Source organism: Streptomyces melanogenes (assembly GCF_014649795.1).
In the GTDB taxonomy this organism is placed as follows: domain Bacteria; phylum Actinomycetota; class Actinomycetes; order Streptomycetales; family Streptomycetaceae; genus Streptomyces; species Streptomyces noboritoensis.
In genome coordinates this window covers 16,273-41,721 of sequence record NZ_BMTS01000021.1, presented here as the reverse complement: position 1 = coordinate 41,721, position 25,449 = coordinate 16,273, and the positions used below count along the sequence as shown (strand labels likewise).

The following is a 25,449-nucleotide window of genomic DNA, read 5'->3' as shown; positions in this document are numbered from 1 at the left end:
CGATGGGTAGCCGCCTCCGCCCGCGATCCGAGGAGAAGCCCATGCAGCCCGAGCCGACCGCCGAGCTCCGCCACCGCATCGTCGAGGTCCCGGCCGGGCGCCTGCACCTGGTCGAGCAGGGCACCGGCCCGCTGGTCCTGCTCGTGCACGGCTTCCCCGAGTCCTGGTACTCCTGGCGCCGCCAGCTCCCGGCCCTCGCTGCGGCCGGCCACCGGGCGGTGGCGATCGACGTGCGCGGCTACGGCCGCTCCTCCAAGCCGAAGGAGACCGACGCTTACCGGATGCTCGACCTGGTAGAGGACAACGTCGCCGTCGTGCGCGCCCTCGGTGAGGAGAACGCGGTGGTCGTCGGCCACGACTGGGGCTCCAACATCGCCGCCGCCTCCGCCCTGCTCCACCCCGAGGTCTTCCACGCCGTCGGCCTGCTGAGCGTTCCCTACGCGCCGCCCGGTGGCCCCCGCCCCACCGATATCTTCGGCCAGATCGGCGGCCCCGAGCAGGAGTTCTACGTCTCCTACTTCCAGGAGCCCGGCCGTGCCGAGGCGGAGATCGAGCCCGACGTCCGGGGCTGGCTCGCGGGCTTCTACGCGGCCCTGTCCGCCGACACCATGCCCGCCCAGGGTGAGCCCGACCCGCACTTCGTCGCCCGCGGCGGCGGCCGGCTGCGCGACCGCTTCCCCACGGGGGTCCTCCCGGCCTGGCTGAGCGAGGACGACCTCGACTTCTACGCCGGGGAGTTCGAGCGCACAGGGATCACCGGCGCACTCAACCGCTACCGCAACATGGACCGAGACTGGGAAGACCTCGCCCCGCACCGCGAAGCCCCGATCAAGCAGCCTTCCCTGTTCATCGGCGGCGCCCTGGACGCCTCCACCACCTGGATGTCCGACGCCATCGACACCTACTCCACCACCCTCCCCAGCCTGTCGGCCTCCCACCTCTTGGACGGCTGCGGCCACTGGATCCAGCAGGAGCGCCCCGACGAGGTCAACCGCCTGCTGACCGACTGGCTCGCCACCCTCCAGGGCTGAGCTTCTTTTCTTCTGGCCTCGAACGGTGTCCCGAACGAGGTCACTCACCTGCGTATTCGCCGGATATGAGGGCGGGTTCGGCCCCGGTGGCCGCTGAACCGGCCGATGGTGCGACGGAGTCCGTTGGCCAGATCCAGGAAGTAGGCGCGCACTTCGTTCAGTTCGGTGTTGATCAGGAGCGTCCGCCGCTGGGGGGTGAACTGGCCGTGGACGATCGCGTTGTACCGCTCGCCCCGCAGCCGGGCCGCCACGGACCGGTCGGCGAACGCCTCCAGGAGCTCGGCCGCGGCCCGCAGCGTCCACACCACTGGTCGTGCGCGCGCACCACGCGGCTGGCGGCCAGCTCCCAGTGCTCCGCGGGCATGCCCGACGTGGCGTCCCCGAAAAGGTGCGGGACGCTGATCTGGACATCGTTGAGCCCCTGGCTGGTCAGGCGTTCCAGCAGCTCGATCGCCTGCTCACACGTGGTGCCGGGCCTCAACAACATGCACCTGCTCCTCACCGTGGACCGGTCGCCACATCCGAACGAAGCTGAGCATAGGCTCCGTTCGGTGGAGATGTTCTGGATCACCGCGATGGCCATCCTGTGGGGTGCCGGCACGGGCCTGCTCATACCGCGCGCCGCCTACCGGCTCTCCGTGCCGCCGCAGGAGCCCTGGCGAACGGCCTGCCCGGCAGGGCACCCCCTCGGCGGGACCGCGACCGGGTGGCTGGGGCGAGCCCGCTGCACCGAGGGGGATAGGTTCGGGCCGAGTACGGCCGCCGTTGCCCTGCTGATGACGGTGATCTGCGCCGTACTGGCGGCGTCCACGGGGGCCCGTCCCGAGCTGCTGGTGTGGCTGCCGCTCGCCCCGATCGCCGTGCTGCTCGCCGCGGTCGACGTCGCGGTGCACCGTCTTCCCGACGTAGTGGTCCTGCCGCTCGCGGCGTCCGCCATCGCCGGGCTTGGAGCGGCCGCGCTGTTGCCCGGGGCCGACGGCAGCTGGCGCACCGCGCTGCTCGGCTCTCTCACACTCGGCGCCTGCAACCTCGTGGTGTTCCTGATCAACCCCAGGGGCCTCGGGTTCGGCGACGTCAAACTCGCCCTCGTTCTCGGCGCCGTCCTGGGCTGGTACGGCTGGACGATCGTCCTGGCCGGGACCTTCGCGGGATACCTGTTCGGCGCGGTCTACGGGATCGGCCTGATACTCGCAGGCCGGGCAGAACGCACGAGCAGGATCCCGTTCGGCCCGTTCCTGCTCGCCGGGACGCTGGCCGGCGTACTCCTGGGCTCCCACGCCCCCTGAACCCCAGGCTCCTTCGAGCTGAGCCCGTTCGTCGACGCTGTAGTGCTGAGTGCTGTCAGCCGAGGGGGTGGATGGTGATGCGGGCGCCGACGAACTGGCCGTTCGCGGCGGCCTCTCGCATCAGGCGCATCTTGGCTTTCTGGTCGCTGGCGGGGATTCCGGCGAGTCCGATCTTCCCGACGTACAGCACGCTCCACCCGTACTGCTCGACGCCGGCGATCCACTGCGGCGGGGGAGCGATGGTGCCGGTGTAGAAGAGTGTCCCGTCGGGTTCCATGACGGTCAGCTGGGCGATGCGGTCTTCTGCGGTGGGGGTGGTGTAGGTGGCCAGCCACAGGCCCGCGTGCGCGGGTGCCTGGCGCATCCGGCCGACGGGGGAGAAGCCGCGGGAAAGGACGTGGGAGGCGAGGACGTCCAGGAGCTCGGAGCCGACTCCGGTGCCGGTGTTGAGGTAGACGGGTGCTTCGGGTTCGGCGATGAGGGTGGGCAGCGCGGCGCGGCCGTGTTCGACGGTGGCGGCGGTCATCCGCATCGCCATCCCCTCGTCCGGCGCGGCAGATGCCCTGGGGGAGCGGGTTTCGGGGATCTCGACCACGGCCGAGGGGTGGCAGTGGTCATGCGCGTACCGTACGTGGGCGACGCGGCCGCCGATCCGTACGACGACGTTGGCTGGCTCCTCCGGGTGGATCTTCTTCTCGCAGCCGAGGCAGATCGCGTTGTTCAGCGTGACGGCCCCGGCCTTGGCGACGCCGTCCGGCCCGAGCGCGGTCCGCACGTCCAAGCTCATTCGGATGTCGGTCATCATCGCTCCCCACAAGAAGTATCCGTGTGCCGCTACCCAGCAGACCGGATCCGTGCACCTCGGGCAGGGGATTTCGTGGAATTGGGCAGCCAGGCGGCTCTCTCACCGAACGCAGCCCCGGCCATGGCTGGTTTCAGCGTGGCCGGGGCCGACGCCGAGAGGTATCAGTGGCACCAGGATCTGCTGGAGGGCGACACGTGCTCCTGGCGTTGTTCCAGCTGTGTGCGCTGTTGTGCGCCCTGGCGGCACCCGTCGCAGGAGCGGGATGCTGGAGGCCGCTGAGGAGTGGTCTTCCGCGGCCTGCGGAGGGGGTGCCGGATGCGGACCAAGGATGTACGGGTGGGCGGCACGTACGTCGTCAACGTTCCGCAGAGGATCCCGGCCGCGATACGCGACAGCGTCCCGAGCACCGCTGAGGCGTTCGCCGCGCACATGCAACTGCACCTCAACCGGGGCCGGCGGTTCGACCTCACCGTCACCGACGTTCATCGTGCCGAGCGGACGGTCGACGGGATCGAGCCGGTGACCACGAGCAAGGTCGGACTTCCGCTGTCCGAGGGCCAGGTGCGGGCGCTCGGGCTGCCGGAGGGTGTGCCGCATCGAGGGCCTGGTCTACGGGGAGGACAATGAGCTCGTGGAGCTGCCCACCACGCTCGCCTACACCGGGCTGCCGATCCGGTGGCTGGACCCGCAGGGTACGCCCACGGTCCTTGGCGCCGACTCGGTCGCTTTCTACCGCTGGTGGGTCCGCAAGGAGGCCACCGGCCTGGAGCTGGAGCTCATCGCGCACGAGGCGCGGGAGCTGCTGGAGAAGCAGCGCGAGGTGGCGGGCCGTGCGCTGGACGACTACGACGCCGAGAGCTACCTGCCCATTCTGGACGTCAAGTTGGGGGAGTGGCAGCGCATCGAGCTGGTGATGCGGGGGATCGGCGCCCGCCGCTACCGGCCCGAAGAAGATCCGGATGTCGGCGAGGACGACCTCAAGGACCCCTTCGCCCGCGGGCAGTAGGTGTTCGAGGTGTCAGACGGCATAACCGCGCACTGCCTCGGACAAGGTGGTGCGTGGGTCATCTCACAGGAAGCCCTCCTGCCGCATACCGCGCACGAGCCAGCACCCAGGCCGGATGAGGCGTGTGGTTGAGCTGCCGTCACGATGCGCTGGCGAACGGGCCGGCCGCGCTCGTGCGCCCGCCTGAATTCCCACAGGCCACGCAAATGGTGCATATTTCCCGCTAGTTGAAGGAGTTGCTCCCAGCTCGTTGCCACTCGGGACTGGTCGGCGCGGGACTCTCTCTTCGCGCTGCCGGATCGCCTGCGCCAGGCCAGCGCGCCGGCTCCCAAACCCGCTGTTCTGGGAGGTGGCGGGCATCCTAGTCAGCACCTACGACAACGGACAGATCTCGCCACAACGGCACTTTTGCGTCACTCTCGTGAGCCTGCTTCCATATCGCTGCCCCGCCACGCTGACCAGCACCTTCAGACGGCCGGGGGCAGATCACAGACGTAGGGGAGGGAGAGGTGGGCGGGATGCAACGCGTGCACTCGGTGGCCGAGGACCCATGGATCGACACGCGGGTCCGGGACGATCTCAGCCCGTCCGAACGGGAGGAGCTGCAGGGCCTGTTGCCCGGTGCGCTCCCGGGCGGGCGGGTCGCGGTGGGGCTGCGGACGTTGTTCCACTGCGCGCATCTGCTGGCCGATCTCGACGTGGCCCATCCGCCTGTGGAGTCTGTGGTGCGGCGCCTGCTCGCGGCGTTCACCGCCCGTGTCGGCGGGCTGGATTCGGGCCGCACCGATGACTGGCTCGATGTCCGCGAAGAGCTCCTGGTCGCCGGGCGGTTCGACGCGGCGGTGGTGGACGCGTACGTGGAGCGGTACGCGGGCCGCTGGAATGTGTACGGCAGCGTGCACCCGTTCCTGCAGGACCCGCGCCTGGCCACCGAGTGCTCGCAGGACGCGCCCCCGGCGCGGCTGGCGATGGACCGGCCCTCGGGTAACAACCCGGTGTGGTCGTCCACGGTGGGCCAGTACGCGCCGGTGGCCGATGCGGCCGCGGTCCAGTGGCTGCTGGCCTGGCGCGGCTTCGGCCCCGCGGGGATGGCCGCGGTGCGCTCCCACGGCACGTCGAGCAGCAAGTCCTGCAAGGCCGGCCCCTACCGCGCTCTCATCTCCTACTTCCCCCACGCGGCTGAGCGGTTGTTCACCACACTCGTGCTGTCGGTGCCCGCCCCGGCTGCGTGGCCGACCAACCCCGGAGCCGACCGGGCGCCCTGGGAGTGCGACGCGCTGCCCGACCCACGCTCGCCCGCTGCGCCGTGCGGCCCGGTGTCGCTGCTCACCGCCCGCACCACCCACGCCGTGCTGCTGACCGCCGGCGAACGGGAGGAGACGGTGGGCTGCCGCATCACCTGGGGTGCGGCGGCCGATCTGCCTGCCGCCGTGGACCCGTACGTCATCGAACGGGATGCGGGGGGTCCGCTGCGCGCGGCGTGGGACCGGTCGGTGTGGCGGGACCTGGATGCCCTGCTCCTCAAGCAGCGGCCCGGTTCCAAGACCACGCTGCGCCGTCCGACCGTCTTCGACACCGTCGCCGAGCTCCCTGCGGAGATCACCGCCCGGCTCGGGGTGCGGGTGCTGGCCTGGGACCAGGACCGTCAGGACCGCAACAACCACTGGTACGCGGCCACGACGCCGCCCCTGCTGGCCCACGTCGAAGAGCGCGACCCGAACGGCGCGGCCGCGATCGCTGCGCTGCGCGCCCAGGCCGAGGCGACGGGCGCGGAGCTGGGGCGTGCGCTGTCGTCGGCCTGGCACGCCGTCAACACCGGCCGCCGCTCCCAGGAACGCGAAGGGTTCGTGGGAGCCGCGCTGGTCCAGTTCTGGCAGGAGGCGGAGGAGGAGTTCTGGGACGTGGTGGCCGACACCACGCGCACCCCCGCCTTTCGCCCTCTGGCCCTGGCCTGCTTCGATACCGCGGCCCGCCGCCTCAAGCACACCGTGCACGGCCAGGAAGCAGCGGCCAAAGCCCGCGTGCGCCTGGCCCATCCGCCGGTGCCCACGTCCCGGGCCACGGCCGCTGCCTGACCTTGCTCACCCTTCTTGCTTCTTGTGGAAAGGACGCCGTGACCACGTCCCCCGTGCCCGAACCCGCCGCGCCGCCCGCCTGGCTGGCCGGGCCTGTCCGCTACCTCGACCATGTCGCCGAGGTGTGCACCACGCCCGGCGGGCGCGCCGATCTCGCCTCCGGGCACAGCCTGCGCGCCCTGGCCGAACCCTGGCGCATGCTCCCGCACATCCGCGCCCGGATTCCCCGGTACGCAGGCGAGACGAAGATCGCCTACCTGGCCGTCGCGGCCATGTACGCCGCCTACGCCCCCAACCCCGCCCTCCACCGCTACGCACCCGTCTCCAGCTACGACCCCGGCCACGGCAACTTCGGCTGGACCCTCGCCCGAGCCGTGCGCCACGGCGTTCTGCGCGACGAGACGGCCACTGCGCTGCTGCAGCGCCTGGCCCGCCAGCGCCAACTGCCCTCGCTGATCCGGCACCTCCAGCCGGTGATCCGGCAACTGGCCGACAAACAGGTGCCGCTGTCCTGGCCCCGGCTCCTGAACGACCTCACCCGCTGGCCGAGCCACCGCACCGAAGTGGCCGACCAGTGGATGTACAGCCACTACGCCCCCATCCCCCAGCCCGCCGACGCGGAAGAAACCGGAGCAGCCGCCGCATGAGCCTGTTCATCGACGCCCACATCGTCCACAACTACCCGCTGTCCAACCTCAACCGCGATGAGTTTGGCTCCCCGAAGATCGCCGTCTACGGCGGGGCGGAACGCTCGCGGATCTCCTCCCAGTGCCTCAAGCGCGGCTGCCGCCTCACCACCGAGGACATCGTCGGCGACAAGGCCCTGCGCACCCGCCGCGTGCCCGTCCAGGTCGCCGCCGAACTCGTACGGCGCGGCTGGACGCAGGAGGAGGCGGTGGCCGCGGGCCAGGCCGTCACCGTCGCCGCTGGCGTCAAGGGCCTGTCCATCGCCGAGGCCGGCACCACCAGCATCATGCTCTACCTGCCCGCCGCCGGGATCACCGCACTCGCCGACCTCGTCGAGGCCCACCGCGACACCATCGCCGTCGCCGCCCAGCACGCCCAGGCCGAGGCGGACGCTGACACCCCCAAGGGCAAGAAGACCAAGGCTCCCGCTCTCGACAAGGCCGCCAAGCAGCAGGTCAAGGAGGTCCAGGAGCAGGTCCGCGCGATCCTCGCCAGCCGCAATGCCTCCATCGCCGCCTTCGGCCGCATGCTCGCCAACACCCCCGAGGTCACCGTGGACGGCGCCATAGCCGTTGCCCACGCCATCACCACCCACGCCACCGAGGAACAGGGCGACTTCTTCACCGCCGTCGATGACATCCCCGGCGCCGACAACGGCTCCGCCCACATGGGCCACAGCGCCCACACCTCCGGCACCTTCTACCGGTACGCCTCCATCAACGTCACCGAACAGCTGCGCAACCTCGACGGCGACACCGACACCGCCCGCGAGCTGATCCGCGTCTTCCTCACCGCGTTCGCCACCCACGTCCCCCACGCCAAGAAGAACAGCACCGCCCCCTTCACACCCCCCGCCCTGGTGCACGTCACCCTCCGCACCGACCAGCCCGTCAGCCTCGCCGGCGCCTTCGAAGCACCCGTCGTCGCCGATGCCACCTCCGGCTGGACCACCCCCAGCATCACCCGCCTCGACGAGCACGCCGCCGCCGTCAACGGCTTCTTCGGCACCAAGCCCCGCATCTTCGCCGCCCACAACGGCACGGCCGCACACCTGGACACCCTCACCCACCTCGGCCAGTACATCCGCCAGTTGGACGACCTCGTGGAGGCCGCCACCACCGCCGCCCTCGGCAAGGACACCGACGCGTGACCCCCGGGCTCCTTCTCCACCTGTCCGCCCCCCAGATGTCCTGGGGCGGCCCCCAGGGCGGCAAGGTCCGCGACACCCGCCCCCACCCCACCCGCAGCGCCTTGACCGGCCTGCTCGCCGCAGCCCTCGGCCGGGAACGCGGCAGCGACCTGACCGACCTGGACCAGCTCCAGCACACCATCCGCGTCGACCGCCCAGGACGGCGCCTGATGGACTTCCACACCATCGGCGGCGGTCACCCCAAGGCCCGCAACATCCTCAACGCCAACGGCGGACGCCGCGCCGACGCCATCATCTTCGAGGACTGGTACCTCCACGACGCGGCCTTCACCGCCGCCCTCACCGGACCCGACCACCTCCTCGCCCAACTCGCCGCCGCCCTCACCCACCCGGTCTTCCCCCTCTACCTGGGACGCCGCGCCTGCCCACCCGACACACCCGTCCTCATCACCCACACCAGCGACGCCGACAAAGCCCTGACCGACCTCCCCCTGCACCGCCAGCCACCCGCGCGCGCCACACACGTCGACGTCACCTTCCTCACCGAACAGCCGCCCGCCGACCAGCCACACCTGCCGCCCACCCGCCGCATCCAGGACGCACCCCTGCCCGGCCGCACCTGGACCACCCGCAAGGTCTGGGAAACCCGCCACCGCCTGCCCGCCGACCAGTGCGCCGGAACCGGCACCTCCTACCTCCGCGCCCTCACCCACTTCCGCACCGCGGCCTGACCGCCCCCCCGACAGGAGCCGCCGACCGTGGCCGCCACCGCTCACCTCACCCGCATCAAGATCGACCCGTGGTCGCCCGAGGCCGGCCGCGACCTGCGCAACGCCCAATCCCTGCACCGCCGCGTCCTCGCCCTCATCCCCGACCAACTCGGCCACGACACCCGCACCGCAGCCGGCGTCCTGTTCCGCCTCGAACGCGAACAGCACGCCCACACCCTGCTGATCCAGTCCACCGCCCCCCTCGACCTCGACCAACTACCCATCGGCTACGCCCACGCCACCGACGAACGCGACCTGACCCCCCTGCTCACCTGGTGCAAGGAAGGCGGCGCCATCCGCTACCGCATCGACGCCGTAGCCACCCGCACCATCTCGCAGTGCGACAGCAACGGACAACCCCAACGCGGCCGCCGCGTCCACATCAACGGCGAAGAAGCCGTCGCCTGGTGGCACCGCCAAGCCGAAGACGCCGGACTCACACCCAACCCCGACACCACCCGCCTCGCCCCCCAACTCGCCATCACCGTCAGAAAGGACGACCCACAAGAACCCGACAAGACGATCCGCTTCGGCAGGAAGCTGACCCGCTTCGAAGGCACCGCCACCATCCACAACCCCCAAGCCCTCACCGACGCCATCACCAACGGCATCGGCCGCAGCAAGGCATACGGCGCAGGACTCCTGTCCATCGCCCCCCTCACCCGCGCCTGACTTCCCTCGCCCAGACGACCGCACCTTGATAACAAAACAGTAAAGCCACCCAGAACTGCCAGGTCACGAAGCATCCAGCCCGCGCCTGCGGGTGTCCGACGATGACCCGGCCGCTCTTGGCCCGCAGCATCCCATCCAGCCCGCGCCTGCGGGTGTCCGACGGCGGCCGGGATGCAGACGATCGCTCTCACCACATCCAGCCCGCGCCTGCGGGTGTCCGACGTTCCTGTGCCAGGGAGAACTCAGCCCGTACTTATCCAGCCCGCGCCTGCGGGTGTCCGACGGTGCAGAAGTCCGCGTTCCCCACCCTGTATGCGTCCAGCCCGCGCCTGCGGGTGTCCGACGATCGTGGTCGGCGCCCACACCTTCACCTGCGAGTCCAGCCCGTGCCCGCGGGTGTTCGACTGCCTACGCCGACCAGGAGCAACGGGCCGTCAAGTCCAGCCCGCGCCTGCGGGTGTCCGACGATGCGGACGGGGCGGGCAGATCCCTCGCCGGAGTCCAGCCTGCGCCTGCGGGTGTCCGACGGGAGCCGTGCTCTGATGATCCGTCTGCCATCCGTCCAGCCTGCGCCTGCGGGTGTCCGACGCTCGCCCAGGGGCTTCGGCTCACTCAGGGACAGTCCAGCCTGCGCCTGCGGGTGTCCGACGGCTCGCCCGCGTTCGAGCCAAGGACGCGGTCCGTCCAGCCTGCGCCTGCGGGTGTCCGACGTGGTCGTGCGCGGCGCCAGTGGCGCAGTGTGCGTCCAGCCTGCGCCTGCGGGTGTCCGACGACCTGCAGCGCCTTGGCGAGCGAGGACTGGCCGTTTAGCCTGCGCCCGCGGGTGTCCGACGCAGACCGAGCACACCATCGCGCTGGCCAACCAGTCCAGCCCGCGCCTGCGGGTGTCCGACGACCACGACCACCCGGGGCGGCGAAACCTCGGTGTTCAGCCTGCGCCTGCGGGTGTCCGACGCTCACGCGCGCGACGACGGCCAGAAGTTGTCCGTCCAGCCCGCGCCTACGGGTGTCCGACGGTCCGGGCAGCGGCCGCCACGGCCCACAGCGAGTCCAGCCTGCACCTGCGGGTGTCCGACGGCCGAGGAGGTTCACCATGACCGACATCAACGGTCCAGCCCGCACCCGCAGGTGTCCGACGACCACCGTGCTGCTCATTCCGGTGGTGCACGGCGTCCAGCCCGCACCCGCGGGTGTCCGACTAGCAGCTTCGGGACCGGCGGCCGCCGCCAGCGGTCCAGCCCGCGCCCGCGGGTGTCCGACCCCCCCCGGCGGAGCGCCACCCTTTGTCAATGTCCAGCCCGCCTGCGGGTGTCCGACGGGTCGTACTCACCGGCGGCCCGGCCCCGGCGTCCAGCCCGCGCCTGCGGGTGTCCGACCGCCTCCGCACAGGGGCCGATCGGCGACAACCCCTCCAGCCCGCGCCTGCGGGTGTCCGACGGGGAACGCCATCAGAACGCCATCCTTCGGTCCATCCAGCCCGCGCCTGCGAGTGTCCGACGATCCCCAGGAACCGGCCCGACTCGGGGACGGCATCCAGCCCGCGCCTGCGGGTGTCCGACGTGATCGCAGACCTTCACCGTGGACTTCCAGATATCCAGCCCGCGCCTGCGGGTGTCCGACGATCTTGACCTACGCCTACGGCGAGGAAGGCGAGTCCAGCCCGCGCCTGCGGGTGTCCGACGATGTGGGCGCTGTCCGGCCGGGTCCCGGACACATCCAGCCCGCGCCTGCGGGTGTCCGACGTCGACGTCGCCGGTGGCGGTGATCGCGTTGGAATCCAGCCCGCGCCTGCGGGTGTCCGACGCCTCCAGCGTGATCGGCTCAAAGGGAGACGTGATCCAGCCCGCGCCTGCGGGTGTCCGACGATGCGGACGGGGCGGGCAGATCCCTCGCCGGAGTCCAGCCTGCGCCCGCAGGTGTCCGACGCGGACCCAGTGGTCGGTGGTGGCCGGGGTGCTGTCCAGCCTGCGCCTGCGGGTGTCCGACGATCCTTGAAGAGATCCACGCAGCCGAACGCCTGTCCAGCCCGCTCCCGCGGGTGTCCGACGGACCAGGGGCTCCGGGTCTGGGAAGCCATAACGTCTAGCCCGCGCCCGCGGGTGTCCGACGGTCTCCTTCGTCGGGGCCCCGGTGCTGTAGCCGTCCAGCCTGCGCCTGCGGGTGTCCGACGACGCGGGGGGACACGAACCGGTAGTGGTACTTGTCCAGCCCGCGCCCGCGGGTGTCCGGTGTTTCGTGACCTGCTCGTCGATCCTCTGCTTCGTTCCTGTGCAGGTTGTCGCGGGCGGTGCGGCAAGTCTGTCTGTTCTCTATTTCTGTTTCGCCAAAGGAGGTTCGATGCGCGGCAAGGTTATTTCGCTCGTCTGGGGGAAAGCCGGTGGTCTTCGATTTCCGTATCCGTTGGCGTGTCACCTCTTGGACACTGCTGCTTTTGCAGGGGAGTTGTGGGACGCCCTTCTGACGGGGCGGCAGCGCCATCGGATTGCTGATGCCTTCGGCGTTGAGGTTTCGGCTGCGCGCGGGATGGTGGCGTTGTGGGCGGGGTTGCACGATATCGGCAAGTGCTGCCCGTCGTTCCAGGGCCAGGTTTCAGGGCCGTGTCCTGAGTTTCTTGAGAGTTCTGCTTTCGCGGCTCCGGCAGGGTGGATGCATGAGGGAGCGATTCGGCATGAGAGGGTTTCGCATCTGACGGTCCCGTCTCTGCTGGCCCGTTTCGGGTACGGGCTGTCGGGTCGGCCGGGCCGGGTGGTGGCGCATCAGGTAGGGCAGATCCTCGGGGGACATCACGGTGTCTATGGCCCGATGCTGGAGCGTAGGACCATGTCCGATCCGTGTGTGGCCGAGCCGCGTGTCGGTACCGCCGCGGGGTGGTTGGAGCAGCGTGATGCTCTGGCGGATCTGTTGTTCATGGCGTGCGGCCGGCCTGCGGCACCAAGCCGGGTTGCTCCCGCGGGGGTTGCCGTCATGGTGACCGGTTTGGTGGTGCTGGCGGACTGGCTGGCCTCCAGGACCCGGTGGGTGCTTGCGCGGCAGGGGGAGTGGCGCGCCGCTGGTGAGGCGGACTGGTTGGGGCACTTCGACCGGGCCGTGCAGGCTGCTCCGAAGGCCGTCTCCGCTGCCCAGTTGGCGGTGCCGGCCTGGCGGTCGGCCGCTGCTTTCGATGACGTGTTTCCGCAGATCGCGGATCCGTACCCGCTCCAGCGGGATGTCGCTCAGCGGCTTCCTGGGCTGGTGGGTGGTGCCGGAATGGTGCTGGTGACCGCGCCCACCGGTGACGGCAAGACGGAGTGTGGGCTGTTCGCAGCGCGTGTTCTGGGGGTTGCTGCCGGATGTCCGGGGCTGGCCGTGCTCCTGCCGACGATGGCCACCACGGACGCCATGTGGGAACGGGTCCGCGCGTACGTTGCCCGTAACGCCCTTGAGGACACTCCGGTGACACTGCTGCACGGGCTCGCGTGGCTCAACGATGCCTATGGCGGGGACGGAGGCGATCTGCCCGTCGAGGACGGCTGCGTGGCGACGACGACGGATGTCTTCCTGCGGCAGAGGCATCTGGGCCTGATGTCCGCGGCGGCCGTCGGAACCTGGGACCAGGCCGCGATGGCCGCCCTCCCGGTGCGGTTCAATGCCTTGCGGTGGCTGGGACTTTCCGGAAAGACGCTGATCATCGATGAGGCGCACGCCTACGACGCGTACGGTCATGCCCTGACGATCCGGCTGCTGGAGTGGCTGGGCCACTTGAAGGTGCCCGTCGTCCTGCTCTCGGCAACCCTGTCCGGTGCGCTCGCCAAGCGCCTGGTGAACGCCTACCGCGCCGGTGCCGGACACACGGAGCCCAGTGACCGCGCCCCCGCCTACCCCGGGTGGCTGTTCGCCGATGCGGACAGCGGCGAGGTCACCGCCTCGCGCACCATCGAAAGCACCCGCGCCCGCAAGCTCACTGTCGATATGATCTCCGCACGCCACGGACACGACCCCGCAGACCCCCACGGCCGGCTCCGGCGGTTGTCGGCGCAACTTGCTCCGCTGTACGAGGCGGCGGAAGACCCCGGAGCCGTGCTGGTGGTGTGCAACACCGTGCCCGACGCCCAGACGACGTTCCTGACCCTCGAACAGCGCGCAGGCACACGCCGTCCCCGCGTCCTGCTGCTGCATGCCCGCATGCCGGTGTGGCAGCGCGAGGAGATCACCTGCACCCTGCTGAACCTGCTCGGACCCAAGGCGATGCGCCCGAAGCAACCCCTGATCGTCGTCACGACACAGATCGCCGAGCAGTCCCTCGACCTGGACTTCGACCTCGTCATCAGCGACCTCGCCCCCCTCGCTCAGCTCCTCCAGCGCGCCGGGCGCGGCCACCGGCACATTCTCGGCACCCGAGGCTCCCGCCCCTCCTGGGCGGCTCAGCCTCGACTCGTCGTCCTGGCCCCGGCGGGCACCCTGCCGCCACGCGCCTGGGGCACTGTGTACGATGCGTCGCTCCTGCGCCGCACCCACGGTGTTCTCGCCAACCTCGCGGGCCGGCCCATCGACGTCCCCGGCGACGTCGCCCACATGATCGAAACGGTCTACGCCGATCTCAACGAGCGCGCCGACCAGGCACTGCCCGACGACTACGAGCGCGCCCGCCGCGAGGCGGCCCAGTCCGCCGCGGCCGACGCCGTCGCGATCCCTGCCCCGGGCGATGTCACCGACCTGTACCCGCTCACCGACCGCGAGATCGACCCCGCCGCCGTGACCACACGCCTGGGCGCCGATGCCGCGCGCATCCTGCCCGTCTACACCACGCCCGACGGAAGCCGCTACCTCGACCGCCACCGCACCACCCCACTCCCGATCCCCGCCCCGGGCCAGGAGCGCCTCGACCGCGAGACCGTGGCAGCCCTCATCCGCCTCACCATCCAGGCCCCGAGCACCTACCTCCCCGCCGACGACACCGACACCCGCACCCCGCCCGAATGGCGCACGACCCCCGCCGCCAGCGAGCTGCGCATCCTGCCCCACCCCCTCGACAGCAACGGCGCCGCCAGCGCCTACCGAACCGCTACCCACACCCTGCGCCTGGACGAGCGTCTGGGCCTGGTACGCGAGCGGCATACACGCTGACTTGGCAACACCCCCGCACCGGGGAGCACCCCAAGTACGGACTGGCTCCAGGCCGACCGCTCCGCTCCCTGCTGGTGCACCTTGGGTGTGCCCTGCGCTGCGACCGTACGCGATCATGCTGCGCGGCGGGCCGTACGAACCGGTCAATTCGAGCCGACAACTGCGCAGCCCGGGCCACGGCGTGACGGGCCGTCGGCCCGTTCGCCCTGGGCTGCTCCGGCGGCGCCTGCCTGCTCCGGCCGCCCAGGAAGCGTCGCAGGGCACCGCGCCAGCGGCTTGGCCGTGGTGGGGTACGGCGGGGGCCGGGGCAGGTGGCACGTACGGCGTACGACGAAGGGCCGTCCAAGGCAGGACGGCCCTTCGGGCGTGCGGTCTCAGAGAACTACAGGGCGCCTGTGCTGACCGCGGTGACCAGGGCGGCGAACGCGTGCGCCGCCACAGGGACCACGGGCCCGGTCCCATTCTTGGAGTCCCGGACGCAGGCCCAGGACCGTACTTGTGCGACCTCGACGCATTCGTTGCCGCTGCCGCCGCTGTACGACGACTTCCAGAAGGCAGCCCCTGCCAGCTCCTCGGCAGTCGGCTTGTGCGTGATCATCTGTACTCCTTGCGCTCGGCAGCCAAGATCTTCAGGGAGCCAGTGGTATCAACTGCCTGGCTGCGAAGGTAGTCCATGGCCACGGTGTACCGGCGGACGTCGGTGGCCGAGTCCATGTAGAACCCGCCGCCGAGCATCTCCACGTACACGGCTCCCAGTACGTCATCCGATCCGATGGTGACGAAATGGCCCAGCCCGGCGGCGTGGGCGCCCGCTGCCCACGGCAGGATCTGGATGTCGATATTCGGCTGTTGCGACTGCTCGATGAGGTGGTCGAGCTGAGCGGCCATGACGGTGCGGTCGCCGACCTCCCGCCGGAGTACAGCCTGGTCGAGGACGACCCAGAGGTGTAGTGGGGAGTGGCGGGTGAGGACTTCCTGGCGGCGCATCCGCCCCTCGACCAGTTCGGTTACCTTGTCGAGCGGTTGGCGGACCTGCTCGGCCAGGTGGATGGCCAGTGCGTAGTCGCGGGTCTGGAGCAGGCCGGGGACGACGGACGGCGCGAACGCGCTTTCGTACTGGGCTTCATGCTCCAGGCTCACCAGCGGGTGCAGCCACTCCGGGACCGCGGCGCCCACCCACCAGCCCTCGGGCATGTCCTCGGCGAGCCGCACCAGAGCGGCGACCTCGGCCGGTCTGCCGCCGGCGGCTTCCGCGATGGCCCGGACGGCGCGGGGTACCGGCTTGGCACGGCTGCGCCAGTCCTCGTACCGTCCGACGGTTGACTTGCCGTACCCGGAGAGCTTGGCGACCTCTTCGAGTGTTCGCCCGGAACGCTCGCGGAGCTTCTGGAGACCGGCTGCGAGCTGGAGTCGTCGTGGTCCAGTTGAGGTCATCTGCGGCCCTTCTTCCGAGTAGCCGTCAGTCTGGCCACCCGCTGCGATCACAGCAAGGCCGGTCTCGGAGCCCACCTCATGCATATGCCCTCCCGCCGCCACACCAACTCATCTGAGGGAATCCCGCCTTGGGATTCCCATGGTGGGAAGTCCAGTGCCACACTGCCAACAGGCCGCTACGCACAGCGAGTTAATGATCACGGCATGTGATCTTGAAGGGCGGCCGCATCGTGAGCCGCGCGCCAGCCGGGCCGACGCGCGGGAGAGGAGCGAGTCGTGCCGCAGATGTTGAGCCCGATACCGGTGAGGGAGCTGTTCGCGTACGCCGATGGCCAGATCCGCCACGCCGCCGAATCCTTGTGGCCCGGGGCCGGGCTGGCGCTCGGGCCCCATACGGCGTCGGTCACCGGCTACGTGCGCACGGTGGAAGTCAACGGCACCGTGCTGTACGCGAAGGTGTCGCTGCTGGGGATGTCGCTGGTGTCGGTGGTGCGCGGCTCGTGCGGGTCGTGGTCGGCAGTGCGGGCCGCCCAGGACGCCTACACCGCCAGTCCGCAGACCTTATTGGCGCGCGAGGCCGAGCAGCTTCGGCTGCTGCCGGTGGCGGGTCTGCGGGCGCCGCTGGTGGCCGGGTACACGGGCGGGGTGCTGTTCACCCAGCCCGTGGTCGGGCCGACGCTGGCCGAGGTGCTGGTGAAGGAGCCGGACCGCACCGATGCGCTGTGCGCGCGGGTGCTGCGGGAGGTCGGCGAGGGCCTGGCCCGGATCGCGCCCCGCGTCACCGATGCGGTGGCGATCGGTGAGCGGTCGATTCCGGCGACCTTCGTGCGGAAGTTCAACGGGTTGTCGGGCAGGGCCTATCTGGAGCAGGCCGGGGCGCACACGGGCGTGCTGGGCGCGATCGTCGCCCGCCTCCAGGGCCTGCGCCTGGCGCCTGCGGCCGCGTCACGGCCGGTGGTGTTCGGCGACCTGAAACCGGAGCACATCGTTTTCCCAGACGGGCCGGACGGTCAGGCGGCGTTCCTCGATCCGGGGATGGCGCGCGGCCGCAGCCAGGCCGACCACGCCAAACTCGTCTCCCGCCTGATCCTCGGCCTGTTCACGGCGCCCCTGTCGGCGGCGACCGTGCACGCCATCACGGCCGGGCTCGCCTCCTTGGTGGGCCACACCACGGCCGCCCTGACGAAGCTGGAGCGGACGGCTTGGTTACGCGAGTTGCTGATGCTGTGGGCGATGGACACGGTCAACATCCTGTCCACCTACCTGACGTGCCCGGTGGTGCTGCCCATGCCCGTCCAGGCCGTGACGCTGACGCAGAAGGCGCCGATGGTGCTGGCGCTGCTGGACACGGTCAGCGCGGACCTGGTCGCCCGGCAAGATCCGCGCACCGTGTGGACCACGACACTCGCCCGCCTGTCGAAGGCAGTGGCCGTATGACTGGCGTTGGGATCGTGGGGGCCGGGGCAGTCGGCCAGACGATCGGGGCGCTCCTGGTCACCACCGGCTGGTGCACCCAGATCACCGTCACCTCGCGCACCGAGGAGTCTGCGGTGGGCTTGGCGTGCGATCTGGAGGACATGGCGGCCGTCACCGGCTCCCACGTACGAGTGCAGCCGACGGCCGACGCGGCGGACCTCGCCGCTTGTGAGGCGCTGGTGGTGTGCCCCAGGGCCAGGTTCACGAACACCGCCACCAACGACGTGCGCATGGCGGGCCTGGCCGCGAACGCCCCCGTCATCACCGCCTTGGGTAGGGAGCTGGAGGGCTATACCGGAGTGGTGATCGTGGTGACCAACCCCGTGGACATCATGACCCGCCTGTTCGCCGAAGCCTCGGGGGCTGTCCGGGTGTTCGGGATCGGCTCGCACACCGACACCGCCCGCTACCGCATCGCCCTCGCCAACCGGCTCGGCCTGCCGCTCGGGTCGGTGCAGGCCCGGGTGATCGGCGAGCACGGCGAAGACGCGGTCATCACCGGCACGACCGTCAACGGCCGCCCCCTGACCGCCGTACCGCCTGGCATCCGGCGCGAGGCCGCGAGGCGCCCGACGGTCATCAACGCCGGGATCGGGCGCACCCGGTGCGGTCCGGCCGGCGCGGTCCTCGCGGCGCTGCGCCACACCCTCGGCCTGGTCGACGGCGTCCTCGAACTGTCCGCCCACCACGAGGGGGCGTGGCTGGGAGTGCCGGTCCGGCTCACCGCCGGGCACCCCACCATCGCCCTGCCCCGCCTCAGCCCCGATGAACAAGCCGCTCTCACGGCCGCCCGTACCAAGCTCACCACCGCCTACGAGGCCATCCCGAGTATCCGAAAGGAAACCGTCGTATGACCACACCGGAGCAGTACGCCACCCGTATCCAGACCGACATCCACGACGTGACCGTCACCTCCTACAGCGAGTCGGTGACCGCCTGGTCGCGCCGGTACTTCGGCCCGTGGTGGAACGCCACCACCCCCAAGCCCCCGTACACAGGGTCGCTGGTGGAGGCCGACGTCGACGGCCCGGACACGGCTTCGGTGGCGCAGGACATCGTCGAGTACCAGCACCAGGACACCGTGTACGCGAACAGCTTGATGGTCTACCGCCGCACCCCGGGCCGGGTGGTGCTGGCGGCGCAGCCCGCTGACCAGCTTGCCTACCGGTATGTGCCCGGGGGAGGGCTGCGGATCTCGGGCGCGGAGGAGACCATGGTGGCCCTCGCCGCTGCCCGCCTTGCCCGCGAGATGGTGCGCGGGCAGCTACTCGCGGCGGGGTGGACGATCCTGCACGCCTCGGCCGTCACCGACTCGACCGGCCAGGCGGTGCTGACGTTCGGGCCGAAGGGTGCGGGCAAGACCACCTGCGCACTGCTCCTCGCCAGGAAGGGGTGGAAGCTCCTGGCGAACGACCGGGTGTTCGTCCGCCCCGACGGCGACGGGGTGCGCGTTCTGCCGTGGCCGTCGGCGGCCGCGATCGGGCTCGGCCTCCTCGACGCGCTCGACCTGTACGAGCCGGTCGCCGCCCGCGTGAAGGACGGCGAGGAACTGCACCCCACGCAGGACCCGCTGGTCACCGACGCGCTCCGCACCAGCTCCCGCACCCCGATCCGTAACAAGGCGGGGAAGGAGTTGAAGCCGCAGTTCTTCCCGGACCAGCTCGCCGACTGGCTTGGGCTGAGCCTGGCCACCGAGGGCCGGGCCGCGCGGTTGCTGTTCCCCACAGTGGGGGCCGACACCGCACCGGCCGTCCTCGACGTCGACCAGCGGCTCGGCGACGACGACTTCTTCACCGCCGAGACCGAGGACCGGTACCCCGACGTGTTCGGCCTCGCCCCCTCCACCGGCACCGCCGCGCACGAGCACGTCGCCGACGTTCTCCACCGGCTTCCCCGCCACACCCTCCAGCTCGGGCACGACGCCGCCGCGAACACGGCGCTCCTCGCCACTGTGACGGCCTGACCCCAAGGGACGGGGTGGGCCTGGTATCCCCGGCCTTCCAGGCACGCCCCGCCCCGGGTTCTCTCCAATTTGGAGAGAACCCGCCGGGCAGGGTTCGGGCCGGGCACCGTGGCACCACCAAAGCGAAGGGAAACGATCGTGACCATCGCACCGGAAGCACCCGCGTTCCTTGAGCTGGAGATCACCCAGCGCTGCCAACTCACCTGCGGCTCTCACTGCTACGCCGAGGCTGGTCCGACCGGGGGCCACGGCACGATGACCGTCGACGACTGGCGCCGGGTGATGAGCGAGGCCGCCGCGCTCGGCGTCACAGACGTTCAGTTGATCGGCGGTGAGCCGACCCTGCACCCCGGCTTCGCCGAGCTGGTCGAGCACGCCCTGAGCCTGGGCCTGCGGGTGGAGGTGTACTCCAACCTGTACAAGGTTCGTCTCGCGCACTGGGCGCTGTTCTCGCGGGCCGGGGTGAGTCTGGCGACGTCGTATTACGCGGACACGGACGACGGGCACGACGCCGTCACCGATCGAGACGGCTCGCACGCCGCGACCCGGGCGAACCTGATCGAGGCCCGCCGCCGGGGCATCCCCGTGCGGGTGGGCATCGTTGACGTGCTGGACGGTCAGCGAACCGTGCAGGCCCGCGAGGATCTCGCTTCGCTCGGCATCACGAACGTGCACATTGACAGGGTCCGCCGTGTCGGCAACGCCGCAGGCGGCACCCTGCCGTCCGCGTCCGCGCTGTGCGGGAACTGCGCCCACCGTACGGCGGCGGTCATGCCGGACGGCTCGGTAACACCGTGTGTTCTGGGGCGTTTCCTGCCCGCCGGGCGGGTGCAGGATGAGGGCCTGGCCGCGATTTTCGCGGGCGAAAGGTGGGCCCGGGTGAAGGAGCTGATCCCCACGCGGCACGGGCGCGGCTGCACCCCCGACGAGGACTCGTGCATGCCGTCTCCTGGCGTGACGGGCGTGTGCCCTCCGGACTGCTCACCCAACAACGACACGAAGTGCGACCCGGCCACCGGCGGCGGTCCCTGCGGCCCGGCGGAAGACTGAGAACAGGAGCCACGCGCATGGACTGGGAACCTCACGCACGCCGCCTCGCCGCCGACACCATCCATCCCTCCTCCCGCTGGTACGAGCCGGTCGCCACCACACCCCGGCACCTGTTCGTACCGCGCTGGTGGGAGCGGGCCGAAGGGGGGCGGATCGTGCGGGACGGTGCGGCCGATGCCGACAGGTGGCTGCGCACCGCTTACAGCGACGAGACGCTCGTGACCCGTATGGGGACCGTGCACGCCGACCACGCCGAGCCCGGCGCCTTCGTCCCGTCCGGGACGTGGCCGACGTCGTCCTCCACGCTGCCCACGCTCGTCGTCACGATGTACCGCCACGCGATGATCACGGACGACAGCACTGTTCTGGTGACGTGCGGCAGCGGCTACGGCACCGCTCTGGCCTGCCACCGCCTGGGCGCCGAGCAGGTGACCAGCGTCGACATCGACGGCTATCTCGTCGCGGCCGCAACCGACCGGCTCGCCGCGGCCGGACTGCACCCGCACACCGCCGTCTGCGACATCACGAAGCAACTGCCCGGCACCTACGACCGCATCGTGTCCACCGTGTCGGTGCGGCCCGTCCCGCCCTCCTGGCTGGAGGCGCTGCGCCCTGGCGGGAGGCTGGTCACCACCATCAGCGGCACCGGGCTGATCCTCGTTGCCGACAAGAAGGGGGATGGCACCGCCACCGGCTGTATCGCCGCCACCGGGGCCTCGTTCATGAGCGCCCGCCACGGCGAGGACCACGACGACGCGGTCTTGGCCCCGGCGGAAGTATGGGAGACCGCCCAGTACGCCGAGGGCGAGAGCGTCACCACCGGCCGTTACCCGCTGACGTACGTTCCGGACACCTGGGACCTGCGCTCCACCCTCGAACTCCTCGCACCCGGCATCGACCACCGCCAGACCGAAGACGAAGAGGGGCGGCGCACCATCTACATGCTCCACGCGGACGGCTCGTGGGCCCGCGCCACGGCTGCCGGTCGAAGGGACTCACCGACCGTGCACCAGGGCGGCCCCAGGCGGCTGTGGGACGAGCTGGACCGCATCCGTACCTGGCTCGTCATCGACGGCTACCTCCCCGTCAGCGGGGCACGCGTCCGGGTCGACCCGGACGGCGCCATCCACCTCAACCGGAGCGGCTGGTCGGCAACCATCCCAGCCTGACGCACACAGAACGCGGCGCCCGCCTCCCAGGAGCGGGTCCGTCTCGGGCCAGCCCCTCAGAGCCACCGCCCCGAGCCGAAACCGGGACGGTGGCTCTGCCGCATTCCGCGGGGCTCTCCCGGCCGGTGCGGCGGCCGCGTACGGTGGGGATGCAGGCATCGACCGGAGGTCACCACGATGAGCGCGCTCCCCAACGAGACACCGCCCCGGGCGGAGCCGGGACCGGGCCGGCCCCAGACGGCGGCCGAGATCCGCGGGGCGCTGCCCGAGGAGGTGCGCGCCCAGTTCGACGAGGCCCTGGGCACGGCCACGCTGACGGAGCGCGCCCACGTGCTGCTCCTGTGGCGGGGGATCGCGGCCGACATGGCCGATCCCCGGGGCGACCAGGCCACCCAGGCGGTCATCGACGGGACATCCCAGGCCAAGACGTGGGACGAGTGGCGCGCAGAAGGCGCTCTGTGAGCCGTCCGTACCGCATCGTCTACGCGCCGGAGGCCGTGGAGGACCTGGCCGCGCTGGGCAAGGGTGAGGCCCTGCGGGAGGCCATCGAGGCGGCCCTGGCCGATCCGTACGGCGGCATGTCGCTGGAGCGGCCGATGGGCGGCGGGCACTGGGACCGGGTGGCCCTGGTCGGCACGGCCGCGGTGCGCTACAGCGTCTCGGACGCGCCGGGCATCACACCGCCGACCGTGACCGTGACCCGGGTGATCGTCTGATCCTCGGTCCATCTGCGGCGGAGACCGCAGGGCCTCTCTGAGCGCTCTACCCCTGGCCATCACGCCAGGATGCCCCTGGCGCCCGCCTCCCGCGGCGCCAGGGGCATCCCTTGTCCGGGCAGGGGTAGGGCCCCGCACGGGGTGGTGGTGTGCGAGGCCCTGGGCGTGTTCCGCGAACGGAAGACGTTGGTTCAACGAGCCGGGGCTTGAAGGGTTCTGCGGCGGGACGGGCGTGGATGTCGTGCTGCCGCGTGCCGCTGTCGGGCCTGTTCGTGCCGCTGGCCGCCCGTGCGGGTACAAGTACCCGCATGGCACTGGTGTGGGCGGGGGTGGTGGAGCAGGCGCGGAGGATCGCTGCGGGGTACGACTCGCGGGTGACGCTGCGCCAGAGACGCGGCTTTTCTACCGGTTGTGCGCGGCCGGGGTGATCCCGAACCGGCCTGCGGCGTACCGCAAACTCTCGGCGAAGCTCGCCGAGTCCGTCCGGGCCGGGGACGGCCCGGAGCTGGTGGATCTGACCCGGCACATCCACGTGGCGCCCAGCTGGCCGGACGCAGGCAGAGCGCTCGCCGACCTGGCCGACACCTTCCGCCTGGACCGTACCCGGGAGCAGCCGGTGGCCCTCTACCTGTGTTCGGAGAAGGACACCCTGCGGGTGCTTTTCGAAGAGTGGGTGGGGGAGCTGGGTATCCCGGTGCTGGTCTCGCGCGGCTACGGCAGCGAGAGCTACCTGCGCACCGTGCGCGAGCGGGCTCTGGCCGAGCAGCGCCCCCGGATCCTTGCGTACGTCGGCGACGCCGACGCCAGCGGTGAGGACTGCATGCGGGACTTCATCGAGCGCACCCGGTGCTGGGACCACATCGAGCACCTGGCGCTCACCGTCGGCCAGGCCCGTACGCGGGGTCTGCTGGCGGCGGTGGGCAAGGTGGCGGATCCGCGCTGGCCGGCCTTCGCCCGCCGCCATGATCTCGACCCCGGCCATGCTGTTCAGTGGGAGGCGGAGGCCCTCGACCCCGCCGAGCTGCACGGCCTGGTCCTCGATGTCGTCGACCGCTACCTCGACCGCGACACCCTCACCGCCGTGCTCGCCGAGGAGCTGCGCCAGCGCCGCGAACTCGAAGCCTTCCGCCGGGCCTGGGCGGAGCGCCGTTCCTGACCCGGCTCCTGTACGGGGCCGGGTCAAGAGGAGCGGTGCGGTGCGGGGTCAGTCCCAGGTGGTGTCGCGGCCGGTGGTGCCCCAGCCGACGTCCCGGCGGGTGCGGCCCCAGCCGGGGTCGCCGTCGGTGAGACCCCAGGTCGGGTCGGCCTGCTGGATGCCCCAGTTCGGGTCGGCGGGGCGTGCGCCCCAGACGCTGTCGCGGCGGGTGTCGTACGTGGCCATGCGGTGTCCCCTCCCTGCTGGTGCACCTGGATGGTGCCCTGGAGTGCGACCGTACGTGATCATGGCGCTCGGCGGGCGGTACGGCCCGGCCAATCAGCTGACCGAAACGACACCGGTGCCGCCGCTGTGGGACCTGCGGTTCTGGTGGTGGTCTTGCGGATGCGGGCTCCTCGGGCACGGGGCGGGCGCGATATCGTGGTGGGTCTGATGACCGCTTTTCATGATCCGGGAGGGCCCCGCGTGGCCGAGGACCCCATCGCCCAGAGCGAGATCGCCGCTCTCACGCGTCGTTTCGAGCAGGCGCACGAGACGACGGTCCGCGAGTTCGGGATCGTCAAGTCGGATCTGACCGCGGTGCGTCTGCAGGTGGGCAACCTGGACCAGAAGGTGGGCGGCCTGGACGAGAAGGTGGACCAGCTCGCCGGTGATCTGCGCGGCCTGAACGAGAAGATCGACCGCAACCAGGCGCAGATCATCCAGCTGCTGTCGTCGCTGGTCGGCAAGGACCCGGACGCGACCTGATCAGATCGTCGCGGCTGCCGGTACGGCGCCGCTGCATGACGAAGGGCCCGGACTCCCCACGGGGGAGTCCGGGCCCTTTCGTGTGGCCGTGCGGTGGGTGCTAGGCGGTGGGGGCCGGTTGGCCGATGCGGGCCGGGCTGGCGGTGAGGGCCTGGTGGTGGCGGCGGATCACGGACGGGGAGCCGAGCAGGAGGCCGGCAGGCGTGAAATGGGGCGGGGGGAGGTGGCGTTCCGCGGCGCGCAGGTAGTTCCAGCGCAGGCCGGGGTGGGCGGAGTGGGCGTAGTGGTGGAGGTCGCCGTAGGGGAGCCAGGTGGTGGCGGCGATCGCGGCGAGGGCGCGGTTGCGGGGGTAGAGGCGCAGGCAGCGCCCGGCCTCGATGTCAGCGGCTGATCCGGTGCGGGTCTCGGGGTCGAACCAGGTGTGCTCGTTGATCAGCGACATCCAGGCGAGTTGCGGGTAGAGCAGCAGGCGGGGCAGGAGCAGGCCCCAGATCAGGGCGGGGATGCCGCCGATGAGGACGGCCAGGGTCGCGGTGGCGGCCAGGGCGGCGGCGCGGGCGGGGGAGCGGCGCAGCACGGCGGCGATCGCGGTGGCGGTGGCGTAGAGGCCGCGCGGGGTGAGCGGGTGGATCAGCGCCCAGGCGACAGTGGTGCGCGTGGCGCCCGGTCGTAGCCCGGCCCGGTGCAGGTCGTCGAGGTTGGGGTCGGTCGCCATGGTGGCGTTGGGGTGGTGGTCGCGGACGTGGCTGCGGCGGCGGAGGGGCAGGGGGGCCAGGGCCAGGGGGAGGTGCGCGCCGGCCTCGCCGAGGAGCAGGTTGGCGCGCGGGGTGCGGGCGAGGACGCCGTGGACCGCGAAGTGGCTGACCTCCTGGAGGTGGCGGAAGTGCACCGCGACGGCGAGGGCCGCGACGGCGGCGGCAAGGGGGCCGTGCCCGGCGAGCAGCCACCACCCGGCGATCTGTATCCACTGCCCGGCGAGCAGCAGGACGGGGGTGAGCGTGCTGGCGCGGCGGCGCTGGAGGGCGAGCAGCTCGCGGGCCGGGGCGGCGTGCGGGCGGTTGTGGGCGTGGTGGAGGCGGTCCGCCTGGCGCAGCAGGAGGCCGCAGGCGAGCAGGGCTAAGCAGAGGTCCATGGGTGTCCCGGGGTGACAGGG

General features: G+C 71.2%; 26 protein-coding genes. 20 read left to right on the top strand and 6 right to left on the bottom strand.

Annotated elements, in window-relative coordinates; genetic code table 11:
• Positions 1-41: 41 nt before the first annotated feature.
• Complete coding sequence (locus IE252_RS33660; RefSeq protein WP_190093247.1) at positions 42-1,031, top strand: alpha/beta fold hydrolase; 990 nt, start codon at positions 42-44, stop codon at positions 1,029-1,031.
• A gap of 44 nt (positions 1,032-1,075) precedes the next feature.
• Here IE252_RS33660 and IE252_RS33655 read toward each other — a convergent pair whose 3' ends face one another.
• Entirely contained in the window at positions 1,076-1,339 is a 264-nt protein-coding gene (locus tag IE252_RS33655) for a hypothetical protein (protein ID WP_190093246.1), read from the bottom strand.
• 249 nt (positions 1,340-1,588) lie between these two features.
• Between IE252_RS33655 and IE252_RS33650 the strand changes: the two genes are divergently transcribed.
• The gene (locus IE252_RS33650) at positions 1,589-2,317 is read left to right on the top strand and encodes a prepilin peptidase (RefSeq protein WP_190093336.1); all 729 of its coding nucleotides are present in this window, start codon (positions 1,589-1,591) and stop codon (positions 2,315-2,317) included.
• A gap of 55 nt (positions 2,318-2,372) precedes the next feature.
• On the opposite strand, the gene IE252_RS33645 is transcribed toward IE252_RS33650, so the two are convergent.
• Positions 2,373-3,119: a hypothetical protein gene (locus tag IE252_RS33645; RefSeq protein ID WP_190093245.1), complete on the bottom strand. Its 747-nt coding sequence runs from the start codon at positions 3,117-3,119 to the stop codon at positions 2,373-2,375.
• A 318-nt stretch (positions 3,120-3,437) separates the two neighbouring features.
• Between IE252_RS33645 and IE252_RS33640 the strand changes: the two genes are divergently transcribed.
• From IE252_RS33640 to cas3, 8 genes are all read left to right on the top strand, one after another.
• Positions 3,438-3,749 carry a hypothetical protein gene (locus IE252_RS33640; protein ID WP_190093244.1) on the top strand — a complete coding sequence of 104 codons (312 nt, stop codon included), beginning with the start codon at positions 3,438-3,440 and terminating at the stop codon, positions 3,747-3,749.
• 4 nt (positions 3,750-3,753) lie between these two features.
• Positions 3,754-4,128, top strand: coding sequence for a hypothetical protein (locus IE252_RS33635; protein WP_190093243.1), 375 nt, complete (start codon positions 3,754-3,756; stop codon positions 4,126-4,128).
• A gap of 518 nt (positions 4,129-4,646) precedes the next feature.
• Complete coding sequence (gene casA, locus IE252_RS33630; RefSeq protein ID WP_190093242.1) at positions 4,647-6,203, top strand: type I-E CRISPR-associated protein Cse1/CasA; 1,557 nt, start codon at positions 4,647-4,649, stop codon at positions 6,201-6,203.
• 38 nt (positions 6,204-6,241) lie between these two features.
• Positions 6,242-6,850: a type I-E CRISPR-associated protein Cse2/CasB gene (gene casB, locus IE252_RS33625; RefSeq protein WP_190093241.1), complete on the top strand. Its 609-nt coding sequence runs from the start codon at positions 6,242-6,244 to the stop codon at positions 6,848-6,850.
• On the top strand, positions 6,847-8,040 hold the full coding sequence (gene cas7e / locus IE252_RS33620) for a type I-E CRISPR-associated protein Cas7/Cse4/CasC (RefSeq protein ID WP_190093240.1): 1,194 nt from the start codon (positions 6,847-6,849) through the stop codon (positions 8,038-8,040). The genes casB and cas7e overlap by 4 nt, the downstream gene beginning before the upstream one ends.
• Positions 8,037-8,771, top strand: a complete 735-nt coding sequence (gene cas5e, locus IE252_RS33615) for a type I-E CRISPR-associated protein Cas5/CasD (RefSeq protein ID WP_190093239.1) — start codon at positions 8,037-8,039, stop codon at positions 8,769-8,771. The genes cas7e and cas5e overlap by 4 nt, the downstream gene beginning before the upstream one ends.
• A gap of 27 nt (positions 8,772-8,798) precedes the next feature.
• Complete coding sequence (gene cas6e / locus IE252_RS33610) at positions 8,799-9,482, top strand: type I-E CRISPR-associated protein Cas6/Cse3/CasE (protein ID WP_190093238.1); 684 nt, start codon at positions 8,799-8,801, stop codon at positions 9,480-9,482.
• Between the two features lie 2,337 nt (positions 9,483-11,819).
• Positions 11,820-14,585 carry a CRISPR-associated helicase Cas3' gene (gene cas3 / locus IE252_RS33605; protein ID WP_190093237.1) on the top strand — a complete coding sequence of 922 codons (2,766 nt, stop codon included), beginning with the start codon at positions 11,820-11,822 and terminating at the stop codon, positions 14,583-14,585.
• Positions 14,586-14,967: 382 nt separating this feature from the next.
• Here the strand turns inward: cas3 and IE252_RS33600 are convergent, their stop codons facing one another.
• A complete protein-coding gene (locus IE252_RS33600) occupies positions 14,968-15,183 on the bottom strand; it encodes a DUF397 domain-containing protein (protein WP_190093236.1) in 216 nt (71 codons plus the stop codon).
• Complete coding sequence (locus IE252_RS33595) at positions 15,180-16,019, bottom strand: helix-turn-helix domain-containing protein (RefSeq protein ID WP_190093235.1); 840 nt, start codon at positions 16,017-16,019, stop codon at positions 15,180-15,182. Before IE252_RS33595 ends, IE252_RS33600 begins: the two co-directional genes overlap by 4 nt.
• Positions 16,020-16,295: 276 nt before the next feature.
• On the opposite strand from IE252_RS33595, the gene IE252_RS33590 reads away from it, so the two are divergent.
• The 8 genes from IE252_RS33590 (at position 16,296) to IE252_RS43500 (ending at position 23,549) form a co-directional block, all read left to right on the top strand.
• Positions 16,296-17,456 carry a phosphotransferase family protein gene (locus IE252_RS33590; protein WP_190093234.1) on the top strand — a complete coding sequence of 387 codons (1,161 nt, stop codon included), beginning with the start codon at positions 16,296-16,298 and terminating at the stop codon, positions 17,454-17,456.
• A complete protein-coding gene (locus IE252_RS33585; protein WP_190093233.1) occupies positions 17,453-18,349 on the top strand; it encodes a lactate/malate family dehydrogenase in 897 nt (298 codons plus the stop codon). Before IE252_RS33590 ends, IE252_RS33585 begins: the two co-directional genes overlap by 4 nt.
• On the top strand, positions 18,346-19,458 hold the full coding sequence (locus IE252_RS33580; protein ID WP_190093232.1) for a phosphoenolpyruvate carboxykinase (ATP): 1,113 nt from the start codon (positions 18,346-18,348) through the stop codon (positions 19,456-19,458). The genes IE252_RS33585 and IE252_RS33580 overlap by 4 nt, the downstream gene beginning before the upstream one ends.
• A gap of 138 nt (positions 19,459-19,596) precedes the next feature.
• Positions 19,597-20,508: a radical SAM/SPASM domain-containing protein gene (locus IE252_RS33575; protein WP_190093231.1), complete on the top strand. Its 912-nt coding sequence runs from the start codon at positions 19,597-19,599 to the stop codon at positions 20,506-20,508.
• Positions 20,509-20,525: 17 nt separating this feature from the next.
• Positions 20,526-21,677 (top strand): methyltransferase domain-containing protein, encoded by a 1,152-nt coding sequence (locus IE252_RS33570; protein WP_190093230.1) that lies wholly within the window; start codon positions 20,526-20,528, stop codon positions 21,675-21,677.
• A 177-nt stretch (positions 21,678-21,854) separates the two neighbouring features.
• Positions 21,855-22,139, top strand: coding sequence for a hypothetical protein (locus tag IE252_RS33565; protein WP_190093229.1), 285 nt, complete (start codon positions 21,855-21,857; stop codon positions 22,137-22,139).
• Positions 22,136-22,393: a type II toxin-antitoxin system RelE family toxin gene (locus tag IE252_RS33560; RefSeq protein ID WP_190093228.1), complete on the top strand. Its 258-nt coding sequence runs from the start codon at positions 22,136-22,138 to the stop codon at positions 22,391-22,393. The genes IE252_RS33565 and IE252_RS33560 overlap by 4 nt, the downstream gene beginning before the upstream one ends.
• Before the next feature lie 424 nt (positions 22,394-22,817).
• Positions 22,818-23,549 carry a hypothetical protein gene (locus IE252_RS43500; protein WP_229848951.1) on the top strand — a complete coding sequence of 244 codons (732 nt, stop codon included), beginning with the start codon at positions 22,818-22,820 and terminating at the stop codon, positions 23,547-23,549.
• Between the two features lie 48 nt (positions 23,550-23,597).
• Here IE252_RS43500 and IE252_RS33550 read toward each other — a convergent pair whose 3' ends face one another.
• Entirely contained in the window at positions 23,598-23,774 is a 177-nt protein-coding gene (locus IE252_RS33550; RefSeq protein ID WP_190093227.1) for a hypothetical protein, read from the bottom strand.
• Between the two features lie 43 nt (positions 23,775-23,817).
• Between IE252_RS33550 and IE252_RS33545 the strand changes: the two genes are divergently transcribed.
• Together IE252_RS33545 and IE252_RS33540 are read left to right on the top strand one after the other, a co-directional pair.
• Complete coding sequence (locus IE252_RS33545; protein WP_190093226.1) at positions 23,818-23,982, top strand: hypothetical protein; 165 nt, start codon at positions 23,818-23,820, stop codon at positions 23,980-23,982.
• Positions 23,983-24,014: 32 nt separating this feature from the next.
• A complete protein-coding gene (locus tag IE252_RS33540) occupies positions 24,015-24,296 on the top strand; it encodes a hypothetical protein (RefSeq protein WP_190093225.1) in 282 nt (93 codons plus the stop codon).
• A gap of 100 nt (positions 24,297-24,396) precedes the next feature.
• Here IE252_RS33540 and IE252_RS33535 read toward each other — a convergent pair whose 3' ends face one another.
• Positions 24,397-25,428: a fatty acid desaturase gene (locus IE252_RS33535; RefSeq protein ID WP_190093224.1), complete on the bottom strand. Its 1,032-nt coding sequence runs from the start codon at positions 25,426-25,428 to the stop codon at positions 24,397-24,399.
• Between the last annotated feature and the right edge of the window lie 21 nt (positions 25,429-25,449).

Coding starts and splice junctions, on each gene's coding strand:
- IE252_RS33660 (WP_190093247.1), top strand. CDS start 42: ATGCAGCCCGAGCCGACCGCCGAGCTCCGCCACCGCATCGTCGAGGTC.
- IE252_RS33650 (WP_190093336.1), top strand. CDS start 1,589: ATGTTCTGGATCACCGCGATGGCCATCCTGTGGGGTGCCGGCACGGGC.
- IE252_RS33645 (WP_190093245.1), bottom strand. CDS start 3,119: ATGACCGACATCCGAATGAGCTTGGACGTGCGGACCGCGCTCGGGCCG.
- IE252_RS33640 (WP_190093244.1), top strand. CDS start 3,438: ATGCGGACCAAGGATGTACGGGTGGGCGGCACGTACGTCGTCAACGTT.
- casA (WP_190093242.1), top strand. CDS start 4,647: ATGCAACGCGTGCACTCGGTGGCCGAGGACCCATGGATCGACACGCGG.
- cas7e (WP_190093240.1), top strand. CDS start 6,847: ATGAGCCTGTTCATCGACGCCCACATCGTCCACAACTACCCGCTGTCC.
- cas3 (WP_190093237.1), top strand. CDS start 11,820: ATGCGCGGCAAGGTTATTTCGCTCGTCTGGGGGAAAGCCGGTGGTCTT.
- IE252_RS33600 (WP_190093236.1), bottom strand. CDS start 15,183: ATGATCACGCACAAGCCGACTGCCGAGGAGCTGGCAGGGGCTGCCTTC.
- IE252_RS33595 (WP_190093235.1), bottom strand. CDS start 16,019: ATGACCTCAACTGGACCACGACGACTCCAGCTCGCAGCCGGTCTCCAG.
- IE252_RS33585 (WP_190093233.1), top strand. CDS start 17,453: ATGACTGGCGTTGGGATCGTGGGGGCCGGGGCAGTCGGCCAGACGATC.
- IE252_RS33580 (WP_190093232.1), top strand. CDS start 18,346: ATGACCACACCGGAGCAGTACGCCACCCGTATCCAGACCGACATCCAC.
- IE252_RS33570 (WP_190093230.1), top strand. CDS start 20,526: ATGGACTGGGAACCTCACGCACGCCGCCTCGCCGCCGACACCATCCAT.
- IE252_RS33565 (WP_190093229.1), top strand. CDS start 21,855: ATGAGCGCGCTCCCCAACGAGACACCGCCCCGGGCGGAGCCGGGACCG.
- IE252_RS33550 (WP_190093227.1), bottom strand. CDS start 23,774: ATGGCCACGTACGACACCCGCCGCGACAGCGTCTGGGGCGCACGCCCC.
- IE252_RS33535 (WP_190093224.1), bottom strand. CDS start 25,428: ATGGACCTCTGCTTAGCCCTGCTCGCCTGCGGCCTCCTGCTGCGCCAG.